A 23,605-nucleotide genomic window follows, 5' to 3' on the forward strand; every position below is an offset into this window, starting at 1 on the left:
TTATCGGCCTGGGTCGCATCAAGCGTGGCGCGGTGAAACCGAACCAGCAGGTGTCGGTCATCGGCGTTGACGGCAATGTGCGCAAAGGCAAAATCGGTCAGGTAATGACCCATATGGGCCTTGAGCGCGTGCAGACCAACGAAGCCACCGCCGGCGATATCGTCTGCGTGACGGGCATCGACGATCTGTCGATCTCGGATACGCTATGCGATCCGGCCAAGGTCGAAGCACTGCCGCCGCTGTCTGTCGACGAGCCGACCGTTTCGATGACCTTCCAGGTCAACGATTCACCGTTCGCAGGTAAAGACGGTAAGTTTGTGACCAGCCGTAATATCAAGGATCGTCTTGAGCAAGAGCTGATTCACAACGTAGCGCTGCGCGTTGAACAGGGCGAAACCCCTGAGAAATTCAAAGTGTCGGGCCGTGGCGAGCTGCACCTTTCGGTACTGATCGAAACCATGCGTCGTGAAGGCTTTGAGCTGGCCGTTGGCCGCCCAGAAGTTATCATCAAAGAAATCGACGGTGAGAAGCAAGAGCCGTACGAAGAAGTCATCATCGACTGTGAAGAGCAGCACCAGGGCTCTATCATGGAAGAGCTGGGCTACCGTAAAGGTGAGATGACCAACATGCTGCCGGACGGTAAAGGCCGGGTTCGCCTGGACTTCATCATTCCTGCGCGCGGTCTGATTGGTTTCCGTGGCCAGTTTTTAACCCTGACTTCCGGCACCGGCATCCTGACCAGCCGTTTTGATCACTACGGCCCGCTGAAGCCCGACGCCTCTATCGAGCGCCGTAACGGCGTATTGGTCTCGATGGTTGACGGTAAAGCCCTTGCTTACGCACTTTATGCGCTGCAAGAGCGTGGCAAACTGATTATCGATCACGCCACGGAAGTTTACGAAGGCATGCTGATTGGTATCAACAACCGTGCTAACGACATGGTGGTTAACCCCACTAAAGGTAAGAAGCTCGACAACATGCGCTCTACCGGTAACGACGAGAACATCGTGCTGACGCCGCCAGTGAAGTTCTCGCTGGAGCAGGCGATCGAGTTCCTCGATTCCGACGAGCTAGTTGAAGTAACGCCGGCACACATCCGGTTGCGTAAAAAGATGCTTAAAGAAACCGAGCGCAAGCGTTTCAGCAAGAAGTAAGCCTATTAGTCGTATAGGTAAATCATTAAAGCCCGCGCAAGCGGGCTTTTTTGTGCCTGTATGTCGCGCTTTTCAATGTTTCATTAACCGCGAGCCAATTGCCAAGCCATGCTCCTTAACGCAACCTAAACGCTAGTGCTCTGGAAAGACGGCGCATTCTATCGCACAGTAACGTTAACTTCTGCGCGTCCAAGGCACGCTGACTTATCGATATTCATACAAGTGTTTGGATACTTATCCCCGTTCTTGCACCCAAACCTGGACACTCTTACCCATGAGCGGTCATAACGTCTGGACGCACAAAGGCACGTTTCTTCTGGCCGCCGTTGGCTCTGCCGTCGGTCTGGGCAATTTATGGCGTTTTCCTTATCTGGTCGGTGAAAACGGCGGCGGCGCTTTTATTCTGATTTACGCGCTGACGATTTTCGCGGTCGGCATTCCTATCTTGATTGCTGAAATCATGCTGGGGCGCACCAGCCGTCAAAGTCCGATTATGGGTATGCGCCACCTCACCAAAACCCACCGCACCTCTCGTGCGTGGGAATCGATTGGCTGGCTGGGCGCCGCCTCCGCCTTTTTAATTTTAAGCTTCTACTCCGTGATTGCCGGCTGGGCGATTCACTACACCTGGCTGATGCTCACCGGTTCGCTTGTCGGTGCCGATGCGCAGACGATTAGCCAAGGCTTTGATGCGCTGCTGGCGGCACCGGGCTTGATGACGCTCTATCACACGCTATTTATTGCCGCCTCGGCGCTTATTGTTGGCATGGGCATTCATAGCGGCATCGAAGCCGGGCTACGCATTATGATGCCTGCGCTGTTTGTGATTCTGCTGATAGTGCTGGCCTACAGCGTGATCAATGGCGATGTGGGCGCCGCCGCTACCTTCTTGTTCACGTTCAATCTTGCCGACCTCAGCTTAGAGGGCTGGCTTCAAGCAATGGGGCAATCATTCTTCACGCTCAGCCTAGGGATGGGGGCGATCATGGCCTATGGTGCCTATATGCCCAGCAGCGTGTCGCTGACCCGCACGGCCTTTGCCGTGGCCATTGTTGATACCGCCGTAGCGATGGTGGCCGGCTTAGCTATTTTCGCACTGGTATTTGGCGCAGGCCTGGAAACGGGGCAAGGCCCTGGGCTTATGTTTGTTACCTTACCGCTAGCGTTCTCCGACATGCCGATGGGTGCGCTGATCGGCGGCGTATTCTTTATATTGGTGCTTGGCGCCGCGGTCAGCTCATCTATTTCGCTGATTGAGCCCGTTGCGGCCTTTCTGGTGGAGCGCTTTGATATGACCCGCCCGCAGGCGGTCGTTATTATGGCCACCGCCGCCTGGGCGATGGGGCTATTAACCGTCGTGAGCTTTAACGTGTGGGCCGAAGGGACGATTTTCCACCTCCTCTTTGGGCGCAGCGCGTTTGATTTCATTGAACTCCTGACCAATATCTTTATGCCCATTGGGGGCCTGATGATTGCTCTGTTTGCAGGGTGGGCGCTCACCCAAAGTGAGGTGATGAAAGAACTGGGCACCAACGTCACTTGGTTTAGATTCTGGCGGTTCCTGGTGCGCTTTGTCGCGCCCACGGCGGTAGCCTTTGTGTTTTTACGCACGATTCCTCAGGTGGATGGCTATCTTATCCCCGCCCTTGGTGCGCTTCTGATCGTCGGCGCGTTTGCGGCCAGCCAGCGGTGGCTTAAAAAACCACGACAAACAACTTAATAATAGTGCGCCGGCGGCTTCTTAGCCGCCGGCATCGCGTGGAGACACCATGACCCCTCTGATTGAAGTACAGCGCGTCAACAAAGCATTTGGCGGCTTACAGGTGATTAACGACTGCTCTATACAAGTAGAAAAAGGCTCTATTACCGGTATGATCGGCCCTAATGGCGCGGGCAAATCGACACTATTTAATCTGATTGCCGGCTCACTGTCCCCCGACAGCGGTCGCGTATTGCTTGATGGTGAGGATATAACGGCGCTCAGCGCCGACCAGCGGTTTCATAAAGGGTTGCTGCGCACCTTTCAGATCGCCCACGAATTTAGCCAGATGAGCGCGCTGGAAAACCTGATGATGGTGCCGCCCAAACAAGCCGGTGAGGATTTATTTAGCGCTTGGTTACGGCCTGCCACGGTGCGCCGTGAAGAAGCCGAGGTGCGCCGCCGGGCGCTGGAGGTCATCGACTTCGTTGGCCTGCACCATGTGCGTAACGAGCTGGCGGGCAATCTGTCGGGCGGGCAGAAAAAGCTGCTTGAGCTAGGTCGTACCATGATGAGCGATGCCAAAATCGTGCTCTTAGATGAGATCGCCGCCGGGGTAAACCGTACGCTGCTGGGCGATTTAATGGGCAATATCGAGCGCTTGCATCGTGAGATGGGCTACACCTTTTTAGTCATTGAGCACGACATGGAAATGATTGCCCGTTTGTGTGATCCGGTCATTGTGCTGGCCCAAGGCAGCGTCATGGTGGAAGGCCACATTAGCGATATTCAGAGTAACCCGGAGGTTATCGAAGCTTACTTTGGCAGCGATGCCGCCTGAGCGTGACCAAACCTAGCCACACCCAATGATTACAATGATGTCGCTTCCTGCAAGTGACCTAGCAGAGACTCCTGACCCTATGCCTGCAAACATCGGCCCCTCAACAGCCGGGGCTTCAACCATTGAAACGGCACATCGGCCATTAATCGATGCGCACGATGTGCACGGTGGCTACGGCAGCATGAATATCCTTAACGGGGTAAACATGACGCTAGCCGCGGATGAAATTGGCGTTATCGTCGGCCCTAACGGGGCAGGTAAATCCACCATGCTGAAGGCGATCTTTGGCCTTTTACATGTCAACCAGGGCGAGATACTGCTCCTCGGCCAGCCGATTCATAACTTGCCACCTAACCAACTGGTACAGCGTGGTATGGGCTTTGTGCCTCAAGAGAAAAATATTTTCCCTAGCCTTTCCGTGCAGGAAAACCTGGAGATGGGCGCATTTTTAAAGCCGCAAAACGTCAAGCGGATGCTCGCGCAGGTATATGAGTTCTTCCCGCCGCTTCATGAGAAGCGCCGCCAGCCCGCCGGCGAGCTTTCTGGCGGTCAGCGCCAAATGGTCGCCATGGGGCGCGCGCTCATGGCCGAGCCGAGCCTGCTGTTACTCGATGAGCCCACCGCAGGGCTGTCGCCGCTGTACATGAATGAAATTTTCGATCGCGTCAAACAGATCAATGCCGCAGGCGTTGGCATTTTGATGGTGGAACAGAATGCCAAGCAGGCGCTGGCGATTGCCGATAAAGGCTTTGTGCTAGCTGCTGGCCAAAACCGCTTTACCGGCACAGGGGCCGCACTGCTGGCTGATCCGGACGTCGCTAAAAGCTTTTTAGGCGGCTAGCCCCAGGGAGAAACACGTGAACGAACTGGTTTTTTTTATTAATAATGTGGTGATTGCGGGCAGCGTGAGCGGCTCCATCTATGCCATAGGGGCCGTCGGCGTAACGCTGATATTCAGCATTATGCGCTTTGCCCATTTTGCCCATGCCGACATGATGACCTTTGGTGCCTTTATGGTGCTACTGCTCACCACCCTGTTTCCAGCCGCAGGTGCGAGCCTTGGCGTCCCCACCGCTATCTTAATGCTACCGCTGGCCATGCTGCTGACCGCTGCATTAGCGGTAGGCATCGACAAAGCGTTCTATAAACCACTGCGCGCCCATGGGGTAAAGCCCATAGTGCTGGTTATTGGCTCGCTGGGCGTCACGCTTATTCTGCAGGGGCTTATCCGGCTATTTTCAGGCACTAGCGGGCAAAGTCTGTATGTCGATGACCGCAAAGAAATCTTTCGCCTAGCCCTGCCCTTTGAAGGTGCTCGCGCGCCCATCGTGATTACCGAACCGCAAATTTATCTGTTTGTGCTTACGCTGGTTGCCGTTGTCGCACTGCATCTATTTCTTCACCGCTCAAGGCTTGGCAAGGCGATGCGGGCGATGTCAGACAACCCTGAGCTTGCCCAGGCATCGGGGATTAACACCAATACCATTGTGGCCGTGACATGGATGATTGCAGGAGCGCTGGCCGCTACTGCCGGCACCCTGCTCGCCCTCGACGTGACCTTCAAACCCGACCTAAGCTTCTTTCTGCTGCTGCCTATTTTTGCTGCGGCCATTGTGGGCGGCGTGGGCCACCCTTATGGCGCGATTGCCGGGGGCTTTGTGGTGGGGTTTGCGGAAACGTTAGCGGTGTTTAACTGGAACGTACTGCTGCGGCCCTTCCGCGACAGCCTGCCGGCCTGGCTGGAGCTACCGTCGAACCTGGCCTTTGTAGGCACAGAATACAAGATCGTGGTGCCGTTTTTCATTCTCGTGGCCATTTTGGTATGGCGTCCCACCGGACTCTTTAAGGGCAAGGTGATCTAATGAGTAATTCAGCCAAAACGCGCAACCCTGCCTATACCCCTAAAGATACCACTCAGGAGCGTCGCTTCCCGCTGCGCGAGTTCATTCTGTTCGGGGTGCTACTCATCGCCGTGTTAGCGGTATACGCCGTCATGGGCGCCGCCTACAGCACTCGAATGTTAGTGGAAGCTGCCTGCTATGCCATTCTCGCCCTAGGCCTCACCATTCAATGGGGCTACGCCGGCCAGTTCAACGCCGGGGTCATGGGCTTTGTCGCGCTCGGCGGTTTTTGCGCGATGCTGTTCAGCGTACCGGTGAACGATACCTTCTGGGGAACGGAGCTGCCGGGCGAGCTAGGACGCGTGTTGCTCTATGGTATCGCCGCCATGCTACTGGTCGTCGCAGCCACCAAGCTTGACCGCCTGGGCGTGCCTAAGAAACTGCGTACGTTGATCGCCGTTGTCTTGGCACTCGTGCTTTATATGGTGGTTATCAGCTTGCTACGTGAGGTCACTGGCGAAATTCAATCGCGAGCAGGATTTGTGGGCGGCTTTGGCCTGCCCGCCTGGACCGGCTGGATCGTTGGCGGTGCATTAGCCGGCGGCGTGGGCTACTTTATCGGCCATATATGCCTAGGCTTACGCAGTGACTATCTGGCCATCGCCACGCTAGGCATTGCCGAAATTATTAAAGCGTTTCTCAAAAACTCAGATTGGCTCACCCGCGGCACCGCCACGGTATCCCCGCTACCCTGGCCGACGCCGGGGCCGGCGGAGCTTGGCTTCACGCTTTCTCGGGCCATCTATCTGTCATTTACCGCGGTAGTGATTGCCGCCATCTTCTTTCTTCTTCATCGCGCCTACCATGCCCCTTGGGGGCGAATGATCCGGGCGATTCGCGATAATGAAGTCTCCGCTGCCGCGATGGGCAAAAATATCAACAAGCGCCGCTTAGAAATCTTTGTACTGGGCTGCGTGCTGATGGGGCTAGGCGGCGGCATGCTGGGCACCTTTAACAGCCTTTTTGATCCTCAAGGCTACCTGCCACTCAACCACACGTTCCTCGTGCTAGTCATGGTAATCCTTGGCGGGCCGGGCAATAACCTGGGCACGATTTTCGGTGCCGTGGCGGTGTACATCATCTGGATTATGTCCGAGCCGCTCGCGCTGTTTTTGATGCAACTTGCGGTTGCTTTCGGTGAAGGCGCCTTCGGCTGGGATGCACCCAGCAATATGGATAGCCGCGCCCTACAGGCACGCGTACTGGTGATTGGCCTGCTGATCACGATGGTGCTGCGCTTTGCGCCCAAAGGCCTGCTGCCGGAAAAGATTAAGAACCACAGCTAAGCCTTGCCAATGTTGAGCTAAAAAAACACCCGGCTGCTTCAGCCGGGTATTTCTACATGTAGCGCCAGTCGTCGGGCACTACCCCTGTGTTTACACTACGGGCATTGTGCGCTTAAAGATCAACCAGACCTTTACTGGTAAAGGTGCCATCTTCGACCACCATTTCAACCACTACGCCGGGAACATCGCCGTTGTCGTCGAACTCATGGGACCCGGAGGCGCCTTCGTAGTTGATGTCAGTACCTGCCGCAATCAGCTCAACCGCTTTTTCCCACTCGCCGGGCAAAATGACCTCACCCGGTGCGCTGGAAACACTGCGCAGCGCGTCAGTAAGCCCTTCGCGATCAGCGCTGCCATTTTGCTCAATGGCCAATGCTATCAGGAACGCCGCGTCATAGGCCTGGGCAGCAAACACCGCGCTTGGGTCTAGCTCTGCAACCTGCGCCGCTTCAATAAAAATATCCGTACCGGGTAGGTCGGGGCTACCGGGGCGAGTAGCAATCATGCCCTCAAGCACGTCAGCGCCAATGGCCTCAATAAGGCTATCGCCCACCATTCCGTCAGCGCCTACGTACTGTGTAAACATGCCGCTTTCATAGGCTTGACGCAGTACGGTTTGACCCGAAGTGTCGGCATAGGCCAGTACTACCAGCGTCTCGACACCACTGGCCGAGAGCGAACCCAGCTCAGAGCGGTAGTCCGCACGATTATCCTCGTGGGCAAGGTTTTCCGCCACTTCACCGCCGCCGGCTTCAAAGGCCGCGCCAAAGGCATCCGATAGACCCTGGCCGTAGTCGTTATTGACATAGGTGACGGCGACCGCATCAATGCCTTTGTCGAGCAATAGCTTGGCGAGCATCTCACCTTGGAAAGCATCCGAGGGAACTGTCCGGAAGACTAAGTCATTGTCATCAAGCTCAGTGACTGCCGGTGCCGTTGAGGCTGGCGAGACCATCAGCACGCCGCCAGGAACGGCGGCATTATTAGCCGCGGCAATCGTGGCACCGGTACATAGCGCACCGATAATAGCGGTAACGTTCTCAGAGTTGACCATACGGTCGGCGGCGTTAGAGGCAGCCGATGCATCGGAGCAGGTGGTGTCGCCAGATGGCATCACTAGCGTTTGGCCGTCTAAAATGCCGCCCTGCTCATTCACTTGCTGAACGGCCAGCTGCGCACCGGCAAAAATCGGTGGCGTTAAGCTCTCAATACCGCCTGTGAAGCCGCCCAAGAAACCAACTTTCACCTCGGCCTGAGCAAATCCGGCCATTGCCAGGGTCGAGGCCGCCACAGCGGTGGCTAATACGCGCTTATTGACCATATTGTTTGTCGCTCCCAGTGAAAAAACCTGCCTGTTTTTTTAATGCGCCCCACTGCTCACATGCGGGGCTGCTATTAATCTGGAACTGGAACGCCAAAAATACAAGCGCCAGCTTCTAACGCTGCTTTGATAAACAAGTTAAAACCAGCGACAAACACACTACAACCAGCGCTCTAGCTTGAGTGTATGGCTTAACCATGCGTTGAAATGACGCCAAGCGCTGCCGGGCTCAGCGGTTAAAACCTCCATTTCACCCTCGCTTTCAAGGTGCCAACTCAGCTCACCGTCCGGCAGGTAGGTTTGAATATCTAGCTCGCGCTGCGCTTGGCGAATCAACCCGACCCAAGGCGGCAAATGCCTGCTGCCCGTTGGCCAGTAACGCAAACCCATCAGCCTGCACAGCCACAGCAAACAGAACCATTGAGACCAGCGGCAAGTGCTAAGTATCATCGTGATCGTCCAGGCGCTGAGCCCAGCGTTTGCGAGCTTGATTACGCCGATAAAGACGCACCAGCGCGATCGCTAACGCCGTAACAAGCATGACGGCTAGAACAACGCCCTGCCAGGGACGGGCCGCGTCCCCCATGATGGTTTCCAGGGTAATAATCAATATCAAGCCAATCGCTTGGGAGCCGATCGCTAACGCGCGCAGCCGATCAAAAGCGGGTGGGGGCATAACGTCTCCGTAATGTTCTGCTCGCCGGTATAGTCTGTTAGTGTACCTGCTTCACGGAAAACTTGATTGGAAACTCATGAACGCCATTGCTCTTGGGCCATTGTTAATTTCGCTGCCTAGGCTTTATGCCATTGGCTGTGCGCTGCTGCTTTTGCTGTGCACCGGATGGTTATTAGGGCTTTCACGCCAGGCCCATCAGCGCTGGTTTTACGGGCTGATTATTGCCTGGCTTATCGGCGCGCGCGTTGGCCACATACTGCTTAATCTTGATAGCTACAGCGGCGCACCGCTTGAAATACTAAAAGTTTGGCAACCGGGTTATCACGCCCTTTGGGGTCTCGCCGCGGGATTGGCATGGACTGCATGGAACCTGCGCGCACGGCTAAGGACGATGGGGGGCGCCATGGCGCTACTCGCCGCCGCATCTAGCCTATGGCTGATGCTGGTCATGCTAGCGCCTTTGGGCAATGACTTCGCCGTTGATCGCCTGCCGGACGTGACTCTGGAAGATGTAGACGGTAATAACGTGCACCTACCCTCGCTGACGGAAAGCGGCGATCTCATCATCGTCAACTTGTGGGCCACTTGGTGCCCACCGTGCCGGCGCGAAATGCCGCTGCTTGAGGCCGCCGCACAGCGTGAGGGTATTAGCGTCATCGTCGCCAACCAGGGCGAAGACCTGCTGCCTACGGTGCGCTACCTGGACGACCAGCAGTTGGATTTTCGCTATGCGCTGCGTGATCCCAGCCAGCAATTAATGGCGCTTTTTGAATCCCCCGGGCTGCCCACCACCGTTCTGTTTGATCGTCAGGGCAATACGCTGGATGTTCACGTGGGTGAACTCACCCGCGCCCATTTAGACCGCTGGTTAGAAGATTGATACCGATACACCTTAATCCCCCCGCTGCTTTGCGTTAGAATCCCCCGCCCTGTTGCCGTCGGCGCTCCCCGCCGCCGGCAGTCGACCCGTTTTGCAGACTCCTCCGAGGCATCATGAGCGATTTTTCTCCCGGCCAACGCTGGATTAGCGACGGCGAAGCTGAGCTTGGGCTTGGCACCGTGCTTAACTGCGACGCCCGTAGCGTTACCATTTTGTTCAGTGCCTGCCAGGAAACCCGTACCTACAATACCCGCCAAGCCCCGCTCACCCGCGTCATGTTCGGTAGTGGCGACCGCGTGCTGTCAACCGACGGCTGGCAAATCGTTGTCGATAACAGCAAAGAATCCCACGGTCTGATCACCTACACCGGTGAAGACAAAGAGGGCAACACGCGCGAGCTCCCTGAAGCCAAACTCGCCGATACCATGCAGTTTGACCAGGCTCGCGATCGCCTGTTGACCGGTCAAGTCGATCGTAACGACTGGTTTGATTTGCGTTTTCGCTCCCTGCACCACTATCAACGCATTGAGCAGCATAGCGCGCTGGGCTTTTCTGGGCCGCGGATCGATTTAATTCCTCACCAGCTCTATATCGCCGATGAAGTCGCCCATCGCCACGCCCCGCGCGTACTGCTGGCGGACGAAGTGGGTCTGGGTAAAACCATCGAAGCCGGCCTTATTCTGCACCGACTGCTGCTCAATGGCCGAGTAGAGCGCGCGCTGATTCTGGTCCCTGACAGCCTTACCCACCAATGGCTGGTTGAGCTGCTGCGTCGCTTCTCACTCAAGGTCTCGCTGTTAGATGAAACCCAAAGCCAGGCCTACGGGAACGAGAACCCGTTTGAAAATGCCCAGCTTGTACTGGCGAGCCAAGGCTGGCTGTTTGCCAACCCCAAGCGCCAAGAACAGGCGCTCGCCAGTCAGTTTGATTTACTGATTGTCGATGAAGCCCACCATCTCGACTGGAACGAGGAAGGCAGCGGCCCCGGCTATCGGTGTGTAGAGCAACTGTCCGCGGCCATTCCGGGCCTATTGCTGCTCACCGCTACGCCAGAGCAGATGGGCATCAAGAGCCACTTTGCCCGCCTGCGCCTGCTGGATGGCGAGCGCTACCACGACCTAGCGCGCTTCCAGGCAGAAGAAGGCCATTACACCGACGTCGCCCGCGCCATCGATGCGTTAGAGACACTGCCAAGCGACCCTAACGCGCGCGCTGTTGTTTCCGCCGTCGCCGATGACCGTGATAGCCAGGCGCTGCTAGCCACCCTTTGCAACGTGGAAGCCAGCAGCGAACAGCAAGATGCCGCGCGCGCTCAGCTGAGTGAGGCACTGCTTGATCGCCACGGCACCGGACGCGTGATGTTTCGCAACAGCCGGCGCCACGTAGGAGGCTTTCCTGAGCGGCGCTTAAACTTAGCCCCGCTAGCGCTGCCCTCAGCTTACCGCCGCGTCGTGCGCCGTCTTGAGCGTGACGTCGACTATCTCGATGAACTGCTAATCGAGACCGGGATGGATCACCCTGATGTGCTGATCTATCCCGATGCCGCCTATCGCGAACTCAGTAACGACCCGCTCAATAGCGAAGACTGGTGGCACATCGATCCTAGGGTTAATTGGCTGCTGGAAAAACTCAGCGACGATAGCGACAGCGGCTTCGCCAACGAAAAAGTCTTGGTCATTGCTCACCATCGTGAAACCGCAGAAGGCCTCGCCGAAGGGCTGCGCGTATTGGGTGGCTACCACGCACCGGTGTTCCACGAAGACCTTTCACTGATAGAGCGTGACCGTGCAGCGGCGGCCTTTGCCGATGAAGACGAAGGCGTACAAGTGCTGGTGTGTTCGGAAATTGGTTCAGAGGGTCGCAACTTTCAGTTCTGCCGCCATCTGGTTATGTTCGATATGCCCCAACACCCGGATCAGTTGGAGCAGCGTATTGGCCGCCTGGATCGTATCGGCCAGCGTCATGCGATAGAGCTGCATATCCCTACCTTTGAAGGCAGCCCCGGTGAACGCCTGCTGCGCTGGTATCACGAAGGTATGGATGCTTTTAGCGCGCCTCACGGAGTCGGCAACGATTTGTATGATGCCTTTGGCGACGCCCTGGCTGACGCACTGCTGGATGATGAAGCACTTGACGAGATTATCGCTGAAACGCGCACGCTATTTAACGCCAAACTGGCCGAGCACGATGCGGGGCGTAATCGTCTGCTGGAGCTGAATGCCTGCCGCCCAGCCCGCGCTCAGCAGGTCATTGATGCCGTACGCGAACTTGACGATGACACCGCCCTGCCGCGCTATCTTGAACGCGCGCTGGATATTTTCGGGGTAGATAGCCAGGAGATTGGCAAGGGTCTGATGCACCTGCAGCCCAGCCAACACATGCTGGATGGGCTGCCCGGCCTGGTGAAAGGCGAAGAAGGCTTTACCGCCACGTATAGCCGAGCCCAGGCGCTAGCGCGCGACGATGTGCAGCGGCTTTCCTGGGAACACCCGCTGGTACGCGAAATGATGGGGCGCGTACTGGACGGCACTATGGGTAACTCGGCGCTCGCGCTGCTGAGCCACGACGCTATTCCCAGCGGCCGTTTGATGACCGAACTGGTGTTTCGCACCCACTGTCCTGCGCCCAAAAAATTGCATCTAAACCGGTTCTTGCCGCCCACCGCCGTGCGCGTGCTGCTGGATGAATCAGGCGCCAATCTGACCAGCAAAATCTCCTTCACCGGGCTAAGTAAAAATCTGCAGAAGGTCAATAAATCGCTGGCGCGCGACCTGATCAAAAGCCGTCACGATCAGCTGCGTGGCCTGCTCACTCAAGGTGAGAGCGAAGCTGGGCGCCAACTGCCCAGCATTGTAGAAAATGCCGAAGCGCGCATGCGTGACCAGTTGGACGCTGAGCTTGCTCGTTTAACCGCGCTGGCCGAGCACAATCCGGCGGTGCGTAGTGTTGAAATCGACGCACTGAAGGACGAACGCCAGGCGCTCAGCGACGCAATTGAAAACACCCGCCTACGGCTTGATTCCGTGCGGGTGATTATCACCGTTGACGCCGACCGCTAAGCTTTCTTGTTGCTCAAAGAATGGCCCCAAACGCCTTGTCCAAGCTGGGATACTGGAAAGTAAACCCAGCGGCCTCAAGGCGTGCGGGGCGCATGTCGGCACCGGTCAGCAGCAGCCGTGACATTTCACCAAATCCCGCTTTGAGTACAAACGCGGGTACCGGGAAAATGGCCGGGCGGTTGAGCTGCTTGGCCAAGGTTTTGGTAAAGACAGCATTGGTGACAGGATGCGGCGCGCTGGCATTAAAAGCACCGCTTAGGTTGTTCTGGTTAACCAGAAATAGCAGCGCTGCGACTAAATCGTCGCGGTGAATCCATGGCATAAACTGCTCGCCACTGCCAAAACGGCCCCCTAAACCCAGCTTAAATGGCGACAGCATCTTTTGCAGGCTGCCTCCACCTGCCTGCACTAATCCAATCCGCACAATCGCTAAGCGCACCCCCAGTGCCTCAAATGGCTGGGCCGCAACCTCCCATTGCTGGCATAGCCGGTGGGCAAACTCCTCGTTGGGCACCGTGTCTTCGCTCACTACACGGTTGCCCTGATCGCCGTAATAGCCCATTGCCGAGCCCGACACCATGACCTTCGGCAGTGGTTGACCGTTAGCCTGTAACTGCTCACACAGCGCTACTAGCTGTTGTGTCGCCGCCTTTCTCGAGTTAATCAGCTTGGCTTTTTGCTCATCGCTCCAGCGCTTGGCAGCAATTGGTTCGCCGGCTAGATTAATCATGGCGTCCGGCGGCAATTGAATAAATGCCTGAGCGCTATCGCGTATGTCACAGCCGCTAGGCAGTCGTTGACGTACCTTGTGAGGGTGTCGGGAAACCACCTGCACCTCATGGCCTTGCTCAATCAGCTGCTGGCATAGTCGCTGGCCGACAAAGCCACTGCCGCCGGTTATTAATACGCGCATGCTATTACTCCTGTTGATGCCGTGTGGGTGTCGCCTGAGCAAACTCATCACCGTGTCACGCGGCATCGTAAAGTGATCCTTACATTGTACGACATTTATACCCACCGGCTACAATTGGCCAAGTTCACGCCTAAATGTCGAGAAAAACGATGACGACACCCCTAGCGTCCCTGTCGGCTAACCACTCCGTTGCGGTTATCGGCGCAGGCATATCCGGCCTTGCATGCGCTCAGGTACTGGCAAGCAGCGGCGCCCACATCAATCATTGACATGGGCGCTCATCGCTGGCGCTACGCCGAGCCGGCGACGCCCTGCGACAGTGAATACTTATACAGTCAAGACGGGTTGGCGTTATGTGGTGACAGCTTTAGCGATGGCCGTGTTGAAGATGCCTGGCTATCAGGGCACCGCTTAGGAGAAGCGCTAATAGGCCGGTCGGTTTAATAGTTACAAGTATTTACTAGTAAGAAGGATTCTTATAAAGGTTGTACCGAGTAGCGACAAGTTGTACAAATGGGCATACAGTAGCGTGTTCATGTTCAGCTTTTTAATCGGACAACGTTACATGGAATATGAATCATCTTCGCCGCGGCGAATAATGCGATGCGCCTGTAGCCCTATGCTGCAGCTAACAACGATGCCAACGTTTACGACTCAACGGCAGTTAACTAAGAAGAGGTATTGGCGCCCATGAGTTTCAAGGCGACCCACCCACCCGATACGCCGCTTTACCCCATACGGGAAGTGTCTCGTTTAACCGGTGTGAACTCCGTCACCCTTCGCGCTTGGGAAAGACGCTACGGGCTTATTCGCCCTCAGCGCACGCCGAAAGGCCATCGCCTCTATGCCCAGGACGACATTACCCGCATCGAACGCATTCTGCAGTGGTTAAATCGTGGTGTGCCGGTCAGTCAAGTCGTGGACTTGCTTGACCAGCCAGAAACAATTGAAGCTCCTGCCACAGATGCCGGTGACTGGTCCAGCCAGCGCCAGCAGTTGCAAGGTATTATAGAAGCGCTTGATCTAGCGAAATTAGAGGCGTTTTATCATCAAAGCCTGGCGCTCTACCCGCTAAGCATCGCTATCGATGAGCTGTGGCAACCGGTCATTTTAACGCTAGAAGCGAAATGGACGATGAGCCCAGACCCGCTAGTGCGTCGCACCCTGGAAGCCTTTTTGCGCAGCCAGGTCGGCATTCGCTTGCACTATGCCAATCAAACGACTCGCGGGCCGCTGATTTTACTCAATGCAATGCCCGATGATCCGGGGCCTCTGTGGGTGCTGATGTCCGCGTTAATGGCCAGCGAGCAGGGCTACCGCGTGCAAATGCTAGATCACTCATTGCCGTTAGAGGCGCTACCCCAGGCCGTGGCGCGACTGCACTCATCGATGGTGCTGCTTTCCAGCGGCCAGCGCGAAAACGATAGCTACATTCAACACGAGCTGCCCAACGCGGCGAGGATGCTCAACGTACCTATTGGAGTGTGTGGCGAGGTAGCTCGCCTACGTGCGGACGATTTGCGAGATGGGCCGCTACATCTGCTGGGCGATGATCTACCTCAGGCGATCGCTCGCTTGCGCCCTCTGTTACGCGAGTCTGGCGTACTGTAAACCGCTCATTTTTATCTTGGCCGTTCGCCCTCGTGGTGATCGGCCATTTTTTTTGTTTATGCCGCGCTGGAGACTTTATGAAACGACAGTTGATTTGGCTGCGCAGCGACCTGCGCATTGATGACAACAGCGCACTCGCCGCCGCGGCGGCCAAAGGCCCTGTAATAGCGGTGTTTTTGCGCAGTATTCCCCAGTGGCAAAAACACGGCCACGGTGCCAATAAGCTAGATTTTTGGGGGCGTGGCGTGGCAGCGCTGAAAACAGCGCTCAACGGTTTGAATATCCCGCTGCTGCATCGCGACATTGAGCGCTATGACCAGGCGCCAGCAGTATTGCTTGAACTCGCACGCGAACACGACGTAGAACAGCTGCACTTTAATCATGAATACGCGCTCAACGAACAGCGCCGGGACCAAGCCGCGCAGGACGCTTTTAAGCAGGCAGGCATTGTGTCTCATGGCTATCACGATAGCGTGGCATTCGCACCTGGCAGCCTGCTAACAGGTAAAGGCAGTTACTATAGCGTCTTTACACCATTCTCCAATGCGTGGCATAAAAACATCACCGCCGATCAGCTCACTCTGCGCGATACGCCCAGCGTACAGGCTAAACTGGCGATTAACAGCGACCCGCTGCCGTCACTGCCCAAACTTGACGAGACGCCTGTCGATGGGCGCCTTTGGCCGGCCGATGAGAACGCTGCGGCCGATAACTTGTCGCGGTTTTTGCGCTTTCGTGGTCGCCATTATAAGGCCCAGCGTGACTTGCCTAAGGTGCGCGGCACCAGCGAACTTTCCCCATACCTAGCGCTAGGTATGATCTCTCACCGCCAGTGTTTACAAGCGGTAATGGCCGAAAATAGCGGTCATTTAGGCGATGGCGACCTGGGCTTAACCACCTGGGTCAATGAGCTGATCTGGCGCGAATTCTATCAGCACGTTGCGGTGGGCTTTCCCCAGGTCTGCCGCTATCAACCCTTTCAGGAACACACAAAACAGCTGGCATGGCGTGATGATGAAGGCTTTCAGGCCTAGTGCGAAGGGCGCACCGGCTATCCTCTCGTCGATGCGGCCATGCGTCAGCTGGTAAACACAGGCTGGATGCATAATCGCCTGCGTATGGTCACGGCAATGTTTTTGAGCAAGCATCTATTGATTGATTGGCGGCGCGGCGAAGCCTTTTTTATGCGCCACCTGGTAGATGGGGAGTTCTGCGCTAACAACGGCGGCTGGCAGTGGGCAGCGTCAACGGGCACGGACGCCGCACCTTATTTTCGTATTTTCAATCCTACGACCCAGTCGACCCGCTTTGATGCAGAGAGTGAGTTTACTGCCCATTGGCTGCCCGAGCTGGCTGAATTGCCGGCAAAAGTGCGCCACGCGCCTCGCCAAGACCTGCTCACCGATGTGGACTACCCTGCTCCCATTGTCGATCACAAGGCGGCTCGCTTGCGTGCCTTAGATGCCTTTAAAGCGCTCAGTAAATAGCCACTACTATATTCACTGTACAGTCTGCGCGAATGGCGCCATCGTTTTGAAGCCTGCCTTGAGCAAGTGCGCAAGCTGGGCTATGACGAGCGCTTTATCCGCATGTGGCGCTATTATCTGTGCTATTGCGAGGGCAGCTTTATTGAACGCTCTATCGGCACCTGCCACCTGCTGCTTGCGAAACCAGCCGCCAAACCAATGCCGTTAACGGGCGCACTGTAAATGGCAGCACGCCGATGGCAAGCATTGCTGTTTAAGGCCCTGCGCTTTGAGGCGGACTGGCTGCTCTGCGTGTTAGGTGGCTCATGAGCCGCAGCGATTGCAGGAGGCGGATTATTAACATGGCACCTGTGGCGCCTTCAGGCGGCCAGGGGAATGGCAGTTTATCGCCGTGTGTAGCCGCTCGGGCTGGCCATTGATGGCCGCTTACGCTTACTAGGTGGCTTTGATTTTCATAGCCAAGCGCTTGTGCTTGGCCTAGCACCACTGTGTTATGGCTTTAGCCGGTATATTACTAGCCAGCAAAATAGCCTCTCATGATCACCTCGCCTTTAGCAAGCCATCACGCTCTATTTAAAGTACGAGATCGCAACCTCCTCCTATTTAATGGAATTGCTATCTCTTATTGCACGCTTTCAGACGCAGCAAGGAAGTGGTAAAAATGCAGGTCAGGTAGAGGATGGCGTGCATTCAGCGGTTTCGGGAAGTAGACTAGGCTTTGCCTTGCGGGCCGAGCTTTGACGCTAGACTCACGTGTTATGCTCCGGTGCTATTCCTCGGCTCTAGGTGCCGCATGCGGCCAACAACCATCTTGATACTCGGAACGATTCAGTGACCAAGCAACATTCCTTTAATCGCGAAGAACTGCTGGCCTGCTCGCGTGGCGAGCTCTTTGGCCCTGGCAATGCACAGCTTCCAGCTCCTAACATGCTGATGCTTGATCGCATCAAGCACATTCACGAAGAAGGCGGTGAGCATGGCAAGGGCGAACTGATCGCTGAGCTGGATATCGCCTCTGATTTGTGGTTTTTTGACTGCCACTTCCCCGGTGACCCTGTCATGCCTGGCTGTTTAGGCCTTGATGCCATGTGGCAACTGGTCGGTTTCTATTTGGGCTGGCTAGGCCATCCAGGTCGCGGACGCGCGCTGGGCTGTGGTGAGGTCAAGTTCAGCGGACAGATCCTGCCTGAGGCTAAAAAAGTGACCTATAGTATTAATATTAAGCGTATTATTACCCGCCGCCTCATTTTGGGTATCGCCGACGGAACGGTAACCGTCGACGGACGCGACATCTATCAGGCTAATGATCTGCGCGTTGGCCTATTCACCTCCACTGCGAATTTCTGAACAGGAGGCTCCCATGCGACGAGTGGTAGTCACCGGCCTTGGCATTGTATCTTGCCTTGGCAATGACCAACGACAGGTCCTGGACGCGCTCAAAAATGGGCGTAGCGGTATTCGTTTTAAGGAAGAGTATGCTGAGCGTGGCTTCCGTAGCCATGTAGCGGGCAGCGTCGATATTGATCTTGACGCGCTGATCGACCGTAAGCTGCGTCGATTTATGGGTGATGCAGCGGCCTACGCGTATGTTTCTATGGCGCAAGCTATCGAAGATGCGGGTCTCAGTGACGAACAGGTATCCAATGAGCGTACTGGCCTTATTGCCGGCTCTGGTGGTGCCTCAAGCGCCAACCAGGTCGAGGCAGCCGACGTGCTGCGCGAGAAAGGCCTGCGCCGCGTTGGCCCTTATCGGGTCACGCGCACAATGGGTAGCACCGTTTCTGCGTGCTTAGCGACGCCGTTCAAAATCAAAGGCGTGAATTTCTCTATCTCTTCTGCCTGTGCGACGTCTGCACACTGTATTGGCAGTGCAATGGAGCAAATTCAGCTAAACAAGCAGGACGTGGTGTTTGCCGGCGGCGGTGAAGAAGAGCACTGGACACTCTCCTGTCTCTTTGATGCCATGGGTGCTCTCTCGACCCACTATAACGACACGCCTGACAAGGCATCGCGCCCCTACGATAAAGCGCGCGATGGTTTTGTAATTGCAGGCGGCGGCGGCATGCTGGTACTGGAAGAGTTGGAGCATGCTAAAGCGCGTGGTGCCAAGATCTATGGCGAGTTAGTCGGCTACGGTGCCACCTCCGACGGTTACGATATGGTCGCGCCGTCTGGCGAAGGCGCCATGCGCTGCATGCATCAGGCGATGGCCACGGTTGACGGCACGATTGACTATATCAATACCCACGGCACGTCAACGCCGGTAGGTGATGTTGCAGAGCTAAAAGCCATACGCATGGTCTTTGGCAACACAACGCCTGCGATGAGCTCAACCAAATCACTCACCGGCCACTCGTTAGGCGCCACCGGCGTGCAGGAAGCGATCTATTCACTGCTGATGATGCAGCACAGCTTTGTAGCGGCTTCGGCGAATGTCACAGAGTTGGATGAGCAGGCTGATGGCTTTGATATTGTCACCGAACGCCGAGATGGCGTGACCATCGAGCGCGCGCTGTCTAATAGCTTCGGCTTTGGCGGCACCAATGCGTGCCTGGTGTTCCAACGCTATAATGATAAACGTTAGTACGTTGAACACTAGTGCGACGACCAACTTGATAAGTATCGAAGGGTAATATCGACGGTTGATACAATAATGGCGCCCTATGGGCGCCATTATTGGTTAAAAGCTATGTCGTGAAAAGCTATGTCGTTAAAAGCGATGCCGTTATCGAGTGGTAGGTCGTGGTACCTCAGAAATTTCTTGCAGCTGTGCCTCGATCCATACTTCAACTTCGGCCAGCACTTCATCAGGCATACGCCCCGCTGTTTCAATGGGCTTGCCAATGCGCACACGTAGCACGCCAGGACGCTTAACCCAATGACGCCCAGGCCAACGCTCCCCTGCGTTATGGGCAACGGGCAACACCGGAACCCCAGCACGACATGCCACTACGCTGCCACTTTTGTTGTAACGTTTACGCTGACCGGGATCAACCCGAGTGCCTTCCGGAAAAATAAGTACCGATAGCCCGGTGCCCAGCCGCTCAACGCCTTGAGTCAGCACCTGCTTCAACGCTCGCGCTGGTTTTGAGCGATCCAAGCTGATGGGGCGCAACAGTCGTAGCCCCCAGCCAAAAATAGGCAGACGCAGTAATTCGCGCTTCAGCACGGTGCATACCGGTGGTTTCATCACCTGTAGAAACACGGTTTCCCATTCGCACTGATGATTGGCTTGAATTACACAGGGGCCGCTAGGCAGATTTTCTCGCCCTTGAATATCGTAGCTAACCCCACAGGCGATTCGAAACCACACCATTAAGAAGTAGTTATACAAATTCAGTAAGCGATAGCGACCCGACAGCGGCAGAAAGGGAGCGATCGGTAAAAAGAGTACGCCAATCATCAGCATAGCTAAAAAATAGCCAGCATAAAAGATCAGAGTGCGAACCACATTTATCAAGCCGATGCTCCTGTATCGTCAGCACGGTCATTCTCACGGATCAAACACCATGCATCGATCATACGCCCCGCCTCTAAACGCCAAGGTTTTTGATGTACGCCAAAGACATCGAGCACCCGCCGGCAGTTTAAAACGCGCCGTAGCTTAGCATCGTGATGGTGCTTCAGCGGCTGCACCTCACCCAGTACAATCTGCTCGCCACGCCCTTCAAGGTGCGTTAACAGCTGGGTGCGTACCATCGAGGTGAACGTAAAGGCGCTGACGGGCTCGGTGCCGGCAAGATGATACGCTCCCCAAGCGTTCGCACCACCGACCTGCTGCTGAAGCATACCGATTAGCGCCATCGCGACAGCATCTGCAGATGTCGGGCAAAAAATCACGTCTTCCGCCGCGCGCACCGCTTCTTGAACGACCAGACTATCGATGATGTCATTGAGCCACGCATGGCTGCCCTCTAACGCAAACAGCGGGCCTAGGCGCACAATCAAATGACGCTGCAGTTCGGCGCGGATACGATCCCCGGCCTGCACCAGCCGACGCAGACTTTCGTCTCGCGGGGCAGGCACAACATGCTCGTCGATAGGAACATCCAAACCATCTTCATAGAGCTGATCAGAGACACACCATATCAGCGCTACGTCTTGCGATAGGCAGGCATCCAAACAGGCATCAACCGCATCAGCATGAGCAGAGACCTCCGCCGGCGCCATGCCCAGCGGACGTGCCAGCGGCGGAATAATCACAGCGTCAGGCGCGATTGTCTCAAGACGTGACGCCGTGATAGACGCACCTTGCTCGATGACCAGCTTTGTGTCGGTGCGACGACTTACTTCCCGGGCCAATGCCAGGCTCAGGCAATGTCCGGCATCCAGTATCAGCAGCTTCAAGACAGCCTCTCCTCGTCACGCCTCATTCTAAGGTGCGCGGTTAATAGCACTTTCAGAACGGAATCTCGTCATCGAAGTCATCGAAGTTGCCCGGATCCGGAGCGCCATAGCTGTTGTTTTGCTGGTGCGGCTGAGGTGCTTGATTGCCCTGATGCGACGGTGCTGGCTGCGCGGGGCGAGGCGCCGACTGAGGGCTATTCTGCTGAGGATAACCGCCCCCCTGACTATGCTGGGCCGGGCTGCTCGGTGTAGCATGATTTTGAGCGGGACTATGCTGAGCAGGACTGTGCTGAGCAGGACTATTTTGAGCCGGCCCATTCTGGGCAGATCCGTTCTGAGCAGCGTTATTTTGAGAATAGCTATTTTGCGGAGCACCGCCGCCCTGGAAATCCCCCGTACGACCGTCCAGCATCTGCATATCATTAGCGACGATTTCAGTTGAGTAGCGATCCTGGCCGTTCTGATCCTGCCATTTTCGCGTTTGCAGGCGCCCTTCGATGTAGACTTTAGAGCCTTTCTTCAGGTACTGCTGGGCGATTTCGGCCGTCTTATTGAACATGACAACACGGTGCCATTCGGTGCGTTCTTGACGCTGACCGCTTTGGCGATCCATCCATGTATCGCTGGTCGCCACGTTTAAATTTGCCACGGCTGTACCACTTGGCGTAAAGCGCATCTCAGGGTCTTGCCCGAGGTTACCAATCAAAATGACCTTGTTAATACCGCGAGCCATAAGGTGCTCCTTTTATCTTTTAATAAGTGTCACGTAGGGTTAATTATCAGCCAAGGCCAATGTTACGGCCCTGCTTGGTTAAGATTGGGGTGGCGACATTAGCCTAGTCAATGTCGCTCGATCCAGCTGCTGGCGATTCACTTTCAAATAGACCAAGCGTTCTTCCGGCACCAACATAACGTCTTCAACACCAACCACGTCGGCTAAACGCTCCATGAGCAGGTCCAGCGCATCCGCATGCGTGTCATCTAACGCAACTATTTCACTGGATAGCGGCGGTGGCGACGGCATCCACCACATTGCCACCCACCAGCAAAGGGCCAGCCCTGCACAGCCAATAAAGACTGCATTGAGACCTCCGAAATGGGCCAAAAGCCCCCCCAGAGTACCACCTAAAAAAGCACCTAAGAACTGGCTGGTAGAGTAAACCCCCATCGCCGTGCCTTTCGCTCCGGCTGGCGCCAACTTACTGAGCATGGAAGGTAATGTGGCTTCCAGAAAATTGAAGCCGGTAAAGAACACAAACAGCCATACAAACAGCCAATCTCCCGCGAAGAGCGGCAACCCAAGCCCTGCCAAGCTAATGACAATAGCGCCGATGGCCAGCAAACACATCAACCGCATTTGCTGCTTTTTTTCCGCCACAACGATGAGCGGCACCATAGCGACAAACGAGAGTGCCATAATGCCTAGATAAGCCAGCCCATGATACTCAATCGGCACACCGGCACCCAGTAGACGGAAAGGCACCGCCACAAAGATTGCCATCAGTACCAAATGCAGCGCAAAAATCGACACGTCAAGCCGACATAAGTCGGGGCGCATGATCACGCTTTTAAACTGCTGACGATCCATGCTGACATCACGATGGCGACGACGGCGTGGCGCGGCAGGCACCCAACGCCACAGCACTAGCAACCCCACCAGCGTCAGTAGCGCAGTAAACCAAAAAACACCGGCTAATCCTGCCCAGGCCGCCAGCCAAGGGCCTAGCACCATGGCAATCGCAAACGAGACACCAATCGATAGTCCAATAACCGCCATAGCGGCCGTACGCACTTCTTCACGGGTTTGATCGGCAAGAAGTGCCATAATAGCCGCCGCAACGGCGCCCCCGCCCTGGAGAGCCCGCCCGGCGATGATGCCCACCATGGTGTCGGAAAGGGCCGCCACCATGCTGCCAAGCGCAAAAATCGCTAACCCCAGTGCAATCACCCGCTTGCGACCAATGCGATCTGAAAGTAAGCCAAACGGAATTTGCAGCGTCGCCTGGGTTAGTCCATAAATACCCAACGCCACGCCCACTAGCAGGGGTGTCGATCCTTCCAGCGTATCGGCGTATAGCGCCAACACCGGTAGCACCATGAACAAACCCAGCATGCGAGACGCATAAAGCCCGGCTAAACCGCTAATTGCACGGCGTTCAGAGCCCAGCAATAACGCGGAAACCTTGCGCATAATACCCCTGTGTACGATGAAAAATAGCTACGTGATGGATAAGCATGAGGTGAATCAGCATAACGTTTTGAGATAATCCTCCATTCTAGCGGTTTGCGCTCACGCTGGAAACGTCGCACGTTGCCGCAGGTTAATAATGCGGCTTTGCCGGGAGGGGCACGACAAACGTATAATCACGTTTTTACCGCGCGATTCGAGGTGTTGATGGACAGCATTCTGGTCAGGGGTGCCCGCACCCA

At 55.9% G+C, this 23,605-nt stretch carries 20 protein-coding genes and 2 pseudogenes; 14 read left to right on the forward strand and 8 right to left on the reverse strand.

What is annotated here, in order from left to right; translation table 11 throughout:
• The 6 genes from ACTH5D_RS11895 to ACTH5D_RS11920 all read left to right on the forward strand — a co-directional run.
• A partial coding sequence (locus ACTH5D_RS11895; protein WP_441671495.1) for an EF-Tu/IF-2/RF-3 family GTPase occupies window positions 1-1,154 on the forward strand: 1,154 nt, incomplete at its 5' end.
• A gap of 274 nt (window positions 1,155-1,428) precedes the next feature.
• A complete protein-coding gene (locus tag ACTH5D_RS11900) occupies window positions 1,429-2,874 on the forward strand; it encodes a sodium-dependent transporter (protein WP_441671497.1) in 1,446 nt (481 codons plus the stop codon).
• A 49-nt stretch (window positions 2,875-2,923) separates the two neighbouring features.
• The gene (locus tag ACTH5D_RS11905; protein ID WP_441671499.1) at window positions 2,924-3,694 is read left to right on the forward strand and encodes an ABC transporter ATP-binding protein; all 771 of its coding nucleotides are present in this window, start codon (window positions 2,924-2,926) and stop codon (window positions 3,692-3,694) included.
• A 181-nt stretch (window positions 3,695-3,875) separates the two neighbouring features.
• Window positions 3,876-4,535, forward strand: coding sequence for an ABC transporter ATP-binding protein (locus ACTH5D_RS11910; protein ID WP_441671532.1), 660 nt, complete (start codon window positions 3,876-3,878; stop codon window positions 4,533-4,535).
• Window positions 4,536-4,551: 16 nt separating this feature from the next.
• The gene (locus tag ACTH5D_RS11915; RefSeq protein WP_441671501.1) at window positions 4,552-5,556 is read left to right on the forward strand and encodes a branched-chain amino acid ABC transporter permease; all 1,005 of its coding nucleotides are present in this window, start codon (window positions 4,552-4,554) and stop codon (window positions 5,554-5,556) included.
• Complete coding sequence (locus tag ACTH5D_RS11920) at window positions 5,556-6,881, forward strand: branched-chain amino acid ABC transporter permease (RefSeq protein ID WP_441671503.1); 1,326 nt, start codon at window positions 5,556-5,558, stop codon at window positions 6,879-6,881. The genes ACTH5D_RS11915 and ACTH5D_RS11920 overlap by 1 nt, the downstream gene beginning before the upstream one ends.
• 112 nt (window positions 6,882-6,993) lie before the next feature.
• On the opposite strand, the gene ACTH5D_RS11925 is transcribed toward ACTH5D_RS11920, so the two are convergent.
• From ACTH5D_RS11925 to ACTH5D_RS11935, 3 genes are all read right to left on the reverse strand, one after another.
• The gene (locus tag ACTH5D_RS11925; protein WP_441671505.1) at window positions 6,994-8,202 is read right to left on the reverse strand and encodes an ABC transporter substrate-binding protein; all 1,209 of its coding nucleotides are present in this window, start codon (window positions 8,200-8,202) and stop codon (window positions 6,994-6,996) included.
• Window positions 8,203-8,361: 159 nt separating this feature from the next.
• Window positions 8,362-8,652, reverse strand: coding sequence for a hypothetical protein (locus ACTH5D_RS11930; RefSeq protein WP_441671507.1), 291 nt, complete (start codon window positions 8,650-8,652; stop codon window positions 8,362-8,364).
• Window positions 8,642-8,878, reverse strand: coding sequence for a hypothetical protein (locus tag ACTH5D_RS11935; protein WP_441671509.1), 237 nt, complete (start codon window positions 8,876-8,878; stop codon window positions 8,642-8,644). Before ACTH5D_RS11935 ends, ACTH5D_RS11930 begins: the two co-directional genes overlap by 11 nt.
• 76 nt (window positions 8,879-8,954) lie before the next feature.
• Here ACTH5D_RS11935 and ACTH5D_RS11940 point away from each other — a divergent pair, with 76 nt between their 5' ends.
• Window positions 8,955-9,758: a redoxin family protein gene (locus ACTH5D_RS11940; RefSeq protein ID WP_441671511.1), complete on the forward strand. Its 804-nt coding sequence runs from the start codon at window positions 8,955-8,957 to the stop codon at window positions 9,756-9,758.
• 113 nt (window positions 9,759-9,871) lie between these two features.
• Window positions 9,872-12,817: an RNA polymerase-associated protein RapA gene (gene rapA / locus ACTH5D_RS11945; protein ID WP_441671513.1), complete on the forward strand. Its 2,946-nt coding sequence runs from the start codon at window positions 9,872-9,874 to the stop codon at window positions 12,815-12,817.
• A gap of 13 nt (window positions 12,818-12,830) precedes the next feature.
• On the opposite strand, the gene ACTH5D_RS11950 is transcribed toward rapA, so the two are convergent.
• The gene (locus tag ACTH5D_RS11950; protein WP_441671515.1) at window positions 12,831-13,730 is read right to left on the reverse strand and encodes a TIGR01777 family oxidoreductase; all 900 of its coding nucleotides are present in this window, start codon (window positions 13,728-13,730) and stop codon (window positions 12,831-12,833) included.
• A 149-nt stretch (window positions 13,731-13,879) separates the two neighbouring features.
• On the opposite strand from ACTH5D_RS11950, the gene ACTH5D_RS11955 reads away from it, so the two are divergent.
• The 6 genes and pseudogenes from ACTH5D_RS11955 (at window position 13,880) to fabB (ending at window position 19,412) form a co-directional block, all read left to right on the forward strand.
• The gene (locus tag ACTH5D_RS11955; protein WP_441671517.1) at window positions 13,880-13,999 is read left to right on the forward strand and encodes an NAD(P)-binding protein; all 120 of its coding nucleotides are present in this window, start codon (window positions 13,880-13,882) and stop codon (window positions 13,997-13,999) included.
• Window positions 14,000-14,420: 421 nt separating this feature from the next.
• Entirely contained in the window at window positions 14,421-15,341 is a 921-nt protein-coding gene (locus ACTH5D_RS11960; RefSeq protein ID WP_441671519.1) for a MerR family transcriptional regulator, read from the forward strand.
• A gap of 77 nt (window positions 15,342-15,418) precedes the next feature.
• Window positions 15,419-16,828, forward strand: a pseudogene (phrB, locus tag ACTH5D_RS11965) (deoxyribodipyrimidine photo-lyase).
• 21 nt (window positions 16,829-16,849) lie between these two features.
• Window positions 16,850-17,050: pseudogene (locus ACTH5D_RS11970) on the forward strand (class I SAM-dependent methyltransferase); the annotation flags it as partial.
• 609 nt (window positions 17,051-17,659) lie between these two features.
• Window positions 17,660-18,175: a 3-hydroxyacyl-[acyl-carrier-protein] dehydratase FabA gene (fabA, locus tag ACTH5D_RS11975; RefSeq protein ID WP_096276597.1), complete on the forward strand. Its 516-nt coding sequence runs from the start codon at window positions 17,660-17,662 to the stop codon at window positions 18,173-18,175.
• 13 nt (window positions 18,176-18,188) lie between these two features.
• Window positions 18,189-19,412, forward strand: a complete 1,224-nt coding sequence (gene fabB / locus ACTH5D_RS11980; RefSeq protein WP_441671522.1) for a beta-ketoacyl-ACP synthase I — start codon at window positions 18,189-18,191, stop codon at window positions 19,410-19,412.
• Window positions 19,413-19,553: 141 nt separating this feature from the next.
• Here fabB and ACTH5D_RS11985 read toward each other — a convergent pair whose 3' ends face one another.
• From ACTH5D_RS11985 to ACTH5D_RS12000, 4 genes are all read right to left on the reverse strand, one after another.
• Window positions 19,554-20,288 (reverse strand): lysophospholipid acyltransferase family protein, encoded by a 735-nt coding sequence (locus ACTH5D_RS11985; protein ID WP_441671524.1) that lies wholly within the window; start codon window positions 20,286-20,288, stop codon window positions 19,554-19,556.
• Window positions 20,285-21,175, reverse strand: a complete 891-nt coding sequence (locus tag ACTH5D_RS11990) for a sugar nucleotide-binding protein (RefSeq protein ID WP_441671526.1) — start codon at window positions 21,173-21,175, stop codon at window positions 20,285-20,287. The genes ACTH5D_RS11985 and ACTH5D_RS11990 overlap by 4 nt, the downstream gene beginning before the upstream one ends.
• A 52-nt stretch (window positions 21,176-21,227) precedes the next feature.
• Window positions 21,228-21,908 (reverse strand): single-stranded DNA-binding protein, encoded by a 681-nt coding sequence (gene ssb, locus ACTH5D_RS11995; protein WP_441671528.1) that lies wholly within the window; start codon window positions 21,906-21,908, stop codon window positions 21,228-21,230.
• Window positions 21,909-21,986: 78 nt separating this feature from the next.
• The gene (locus tag ACTH5D_RS12000) at window positions 21,987-23,366 is read right to left on the reverse strand and encodes an MFS transporter (protein ID WP_441671530.1); all 1,380 of its coding nucleotides are present in this window, start codon (window positions 23,364-23,366) and stop codon (window positions 21,987-21,989) included.
• Between the last annotated feature and the right edge of the window lie 239 nt (window positions 23,367-23,605).

This window comes from Halomonas sp., assembly GCF_052095695.1.
In the GTDB taxonomy this organism is placed as follows: domain Bacteria; phylum Pseudomonadota; class Gammaproteobacteria; order Pseudomonadales; family Halomonadaceae; genus Vreelandella.

Coding starts and splice junctions, on each gene's coding strand:
- rapA (WP_441671513.1), top strand. CDS start 9,872: ATGAGCGATTTTTCTCCCGGCCAACGCTGGATTAGCGACGGCGAAGCT.
- ACTH5D_RS11940 (WP_441671511.1), top strand. CDS start 8,955: ATGAACGCCATTGCTCTTGGGCCATTGTTAATTTCGCTGCCTAGGCTT.
- ACTH5D_RS11955 (WP_441671517.1), top strand. CDS start 13,880: ATGACGACACCCCTAGCGTCCCTGTCGGCTAACCACTCCGTTGCGGTT.
- ACTH5D_RS11950 (WP_441671515.1), bottom strand. CDS start 13,730: ATGCGCGTATTAATAACCGGCGGCAGTGGCTTTGTCGGCCAGCGACTA.
- ACTH5D_RS11910 (WP_441671532.1), top strand. CDS start 3,876: ATGAATATCCTTAACGGGGTAAACATGACGCTAGCCGCGGATGAAATT.
- ACTH5D_RS11925 (WP_441671505.1), bottom strand. CDS start 8,202: ATGGTCAATAAGCGCGTATTAGCCACCGCTGTGGCGGCCTCGACCCTG.
- ACTH5D_RS11900 (WP_441671497.1), top strand. CDS start 1,429: ATGAGCGGTCATAACGTCTGGACGCACAAAGGCACGTTTCTTCTGGCC.
- ACTH5D_RS11920 (WP_441671503.1), top strand. CDS start 5,556: ATGAGTAATTCAGCCAAAACGCGCAACCCTGCCTATACCCCTAAAGAT.
- ACTH5D_RS12000 (WP_441671530.1), bottom strand. CDS start 23,366: ATGCGCAAGGTTTCCGCGTTATTGCTGGGCTCTGAACGCCGTGCAATT.
- ACTH5D_RS11930 (WP_441671507.1), bottom strand. CDS start 8,652: ATGATACTTAGCACTTGCCGCTGGTCTCAATGGTTCTGTTTGCTGTGG.
- fabB (WP_441671522.1), top strand. CDS start 18,189: ATGCGACGAGTGGTAGTCACCGGCCTTGGCATTGTATCTTGCCTTGGC.
- ACTH5D_RS11960 (WP_441671519.1), top strand. CDS start 14,421: ATGAGTTTCAAGGCGACCCACCCACCCGATACGCCGCTTTACCCCATA.
- ACTH5D_RS11935 (WP_441671509.1), bottom strand. CDS start 8,878: ATGCCCCCACCCGCTTTTGATCGGCTGCGCGCGTTAGCGATCGGCTCC.
- ssb (WP_441671528.1), bottom strand. CDS start 21,908: ATGGCTCGCGGTATTAACAAGGTCATTTTGATTGGTAACCTCGGGCAA.
- ACTH5D_RS11905 (WP_441671499.1), top strand. CDS start 2,924: ATGACCCCTCTGATTGAAGTACAGCGCGTCAACAAAGCATTTGGCGGC.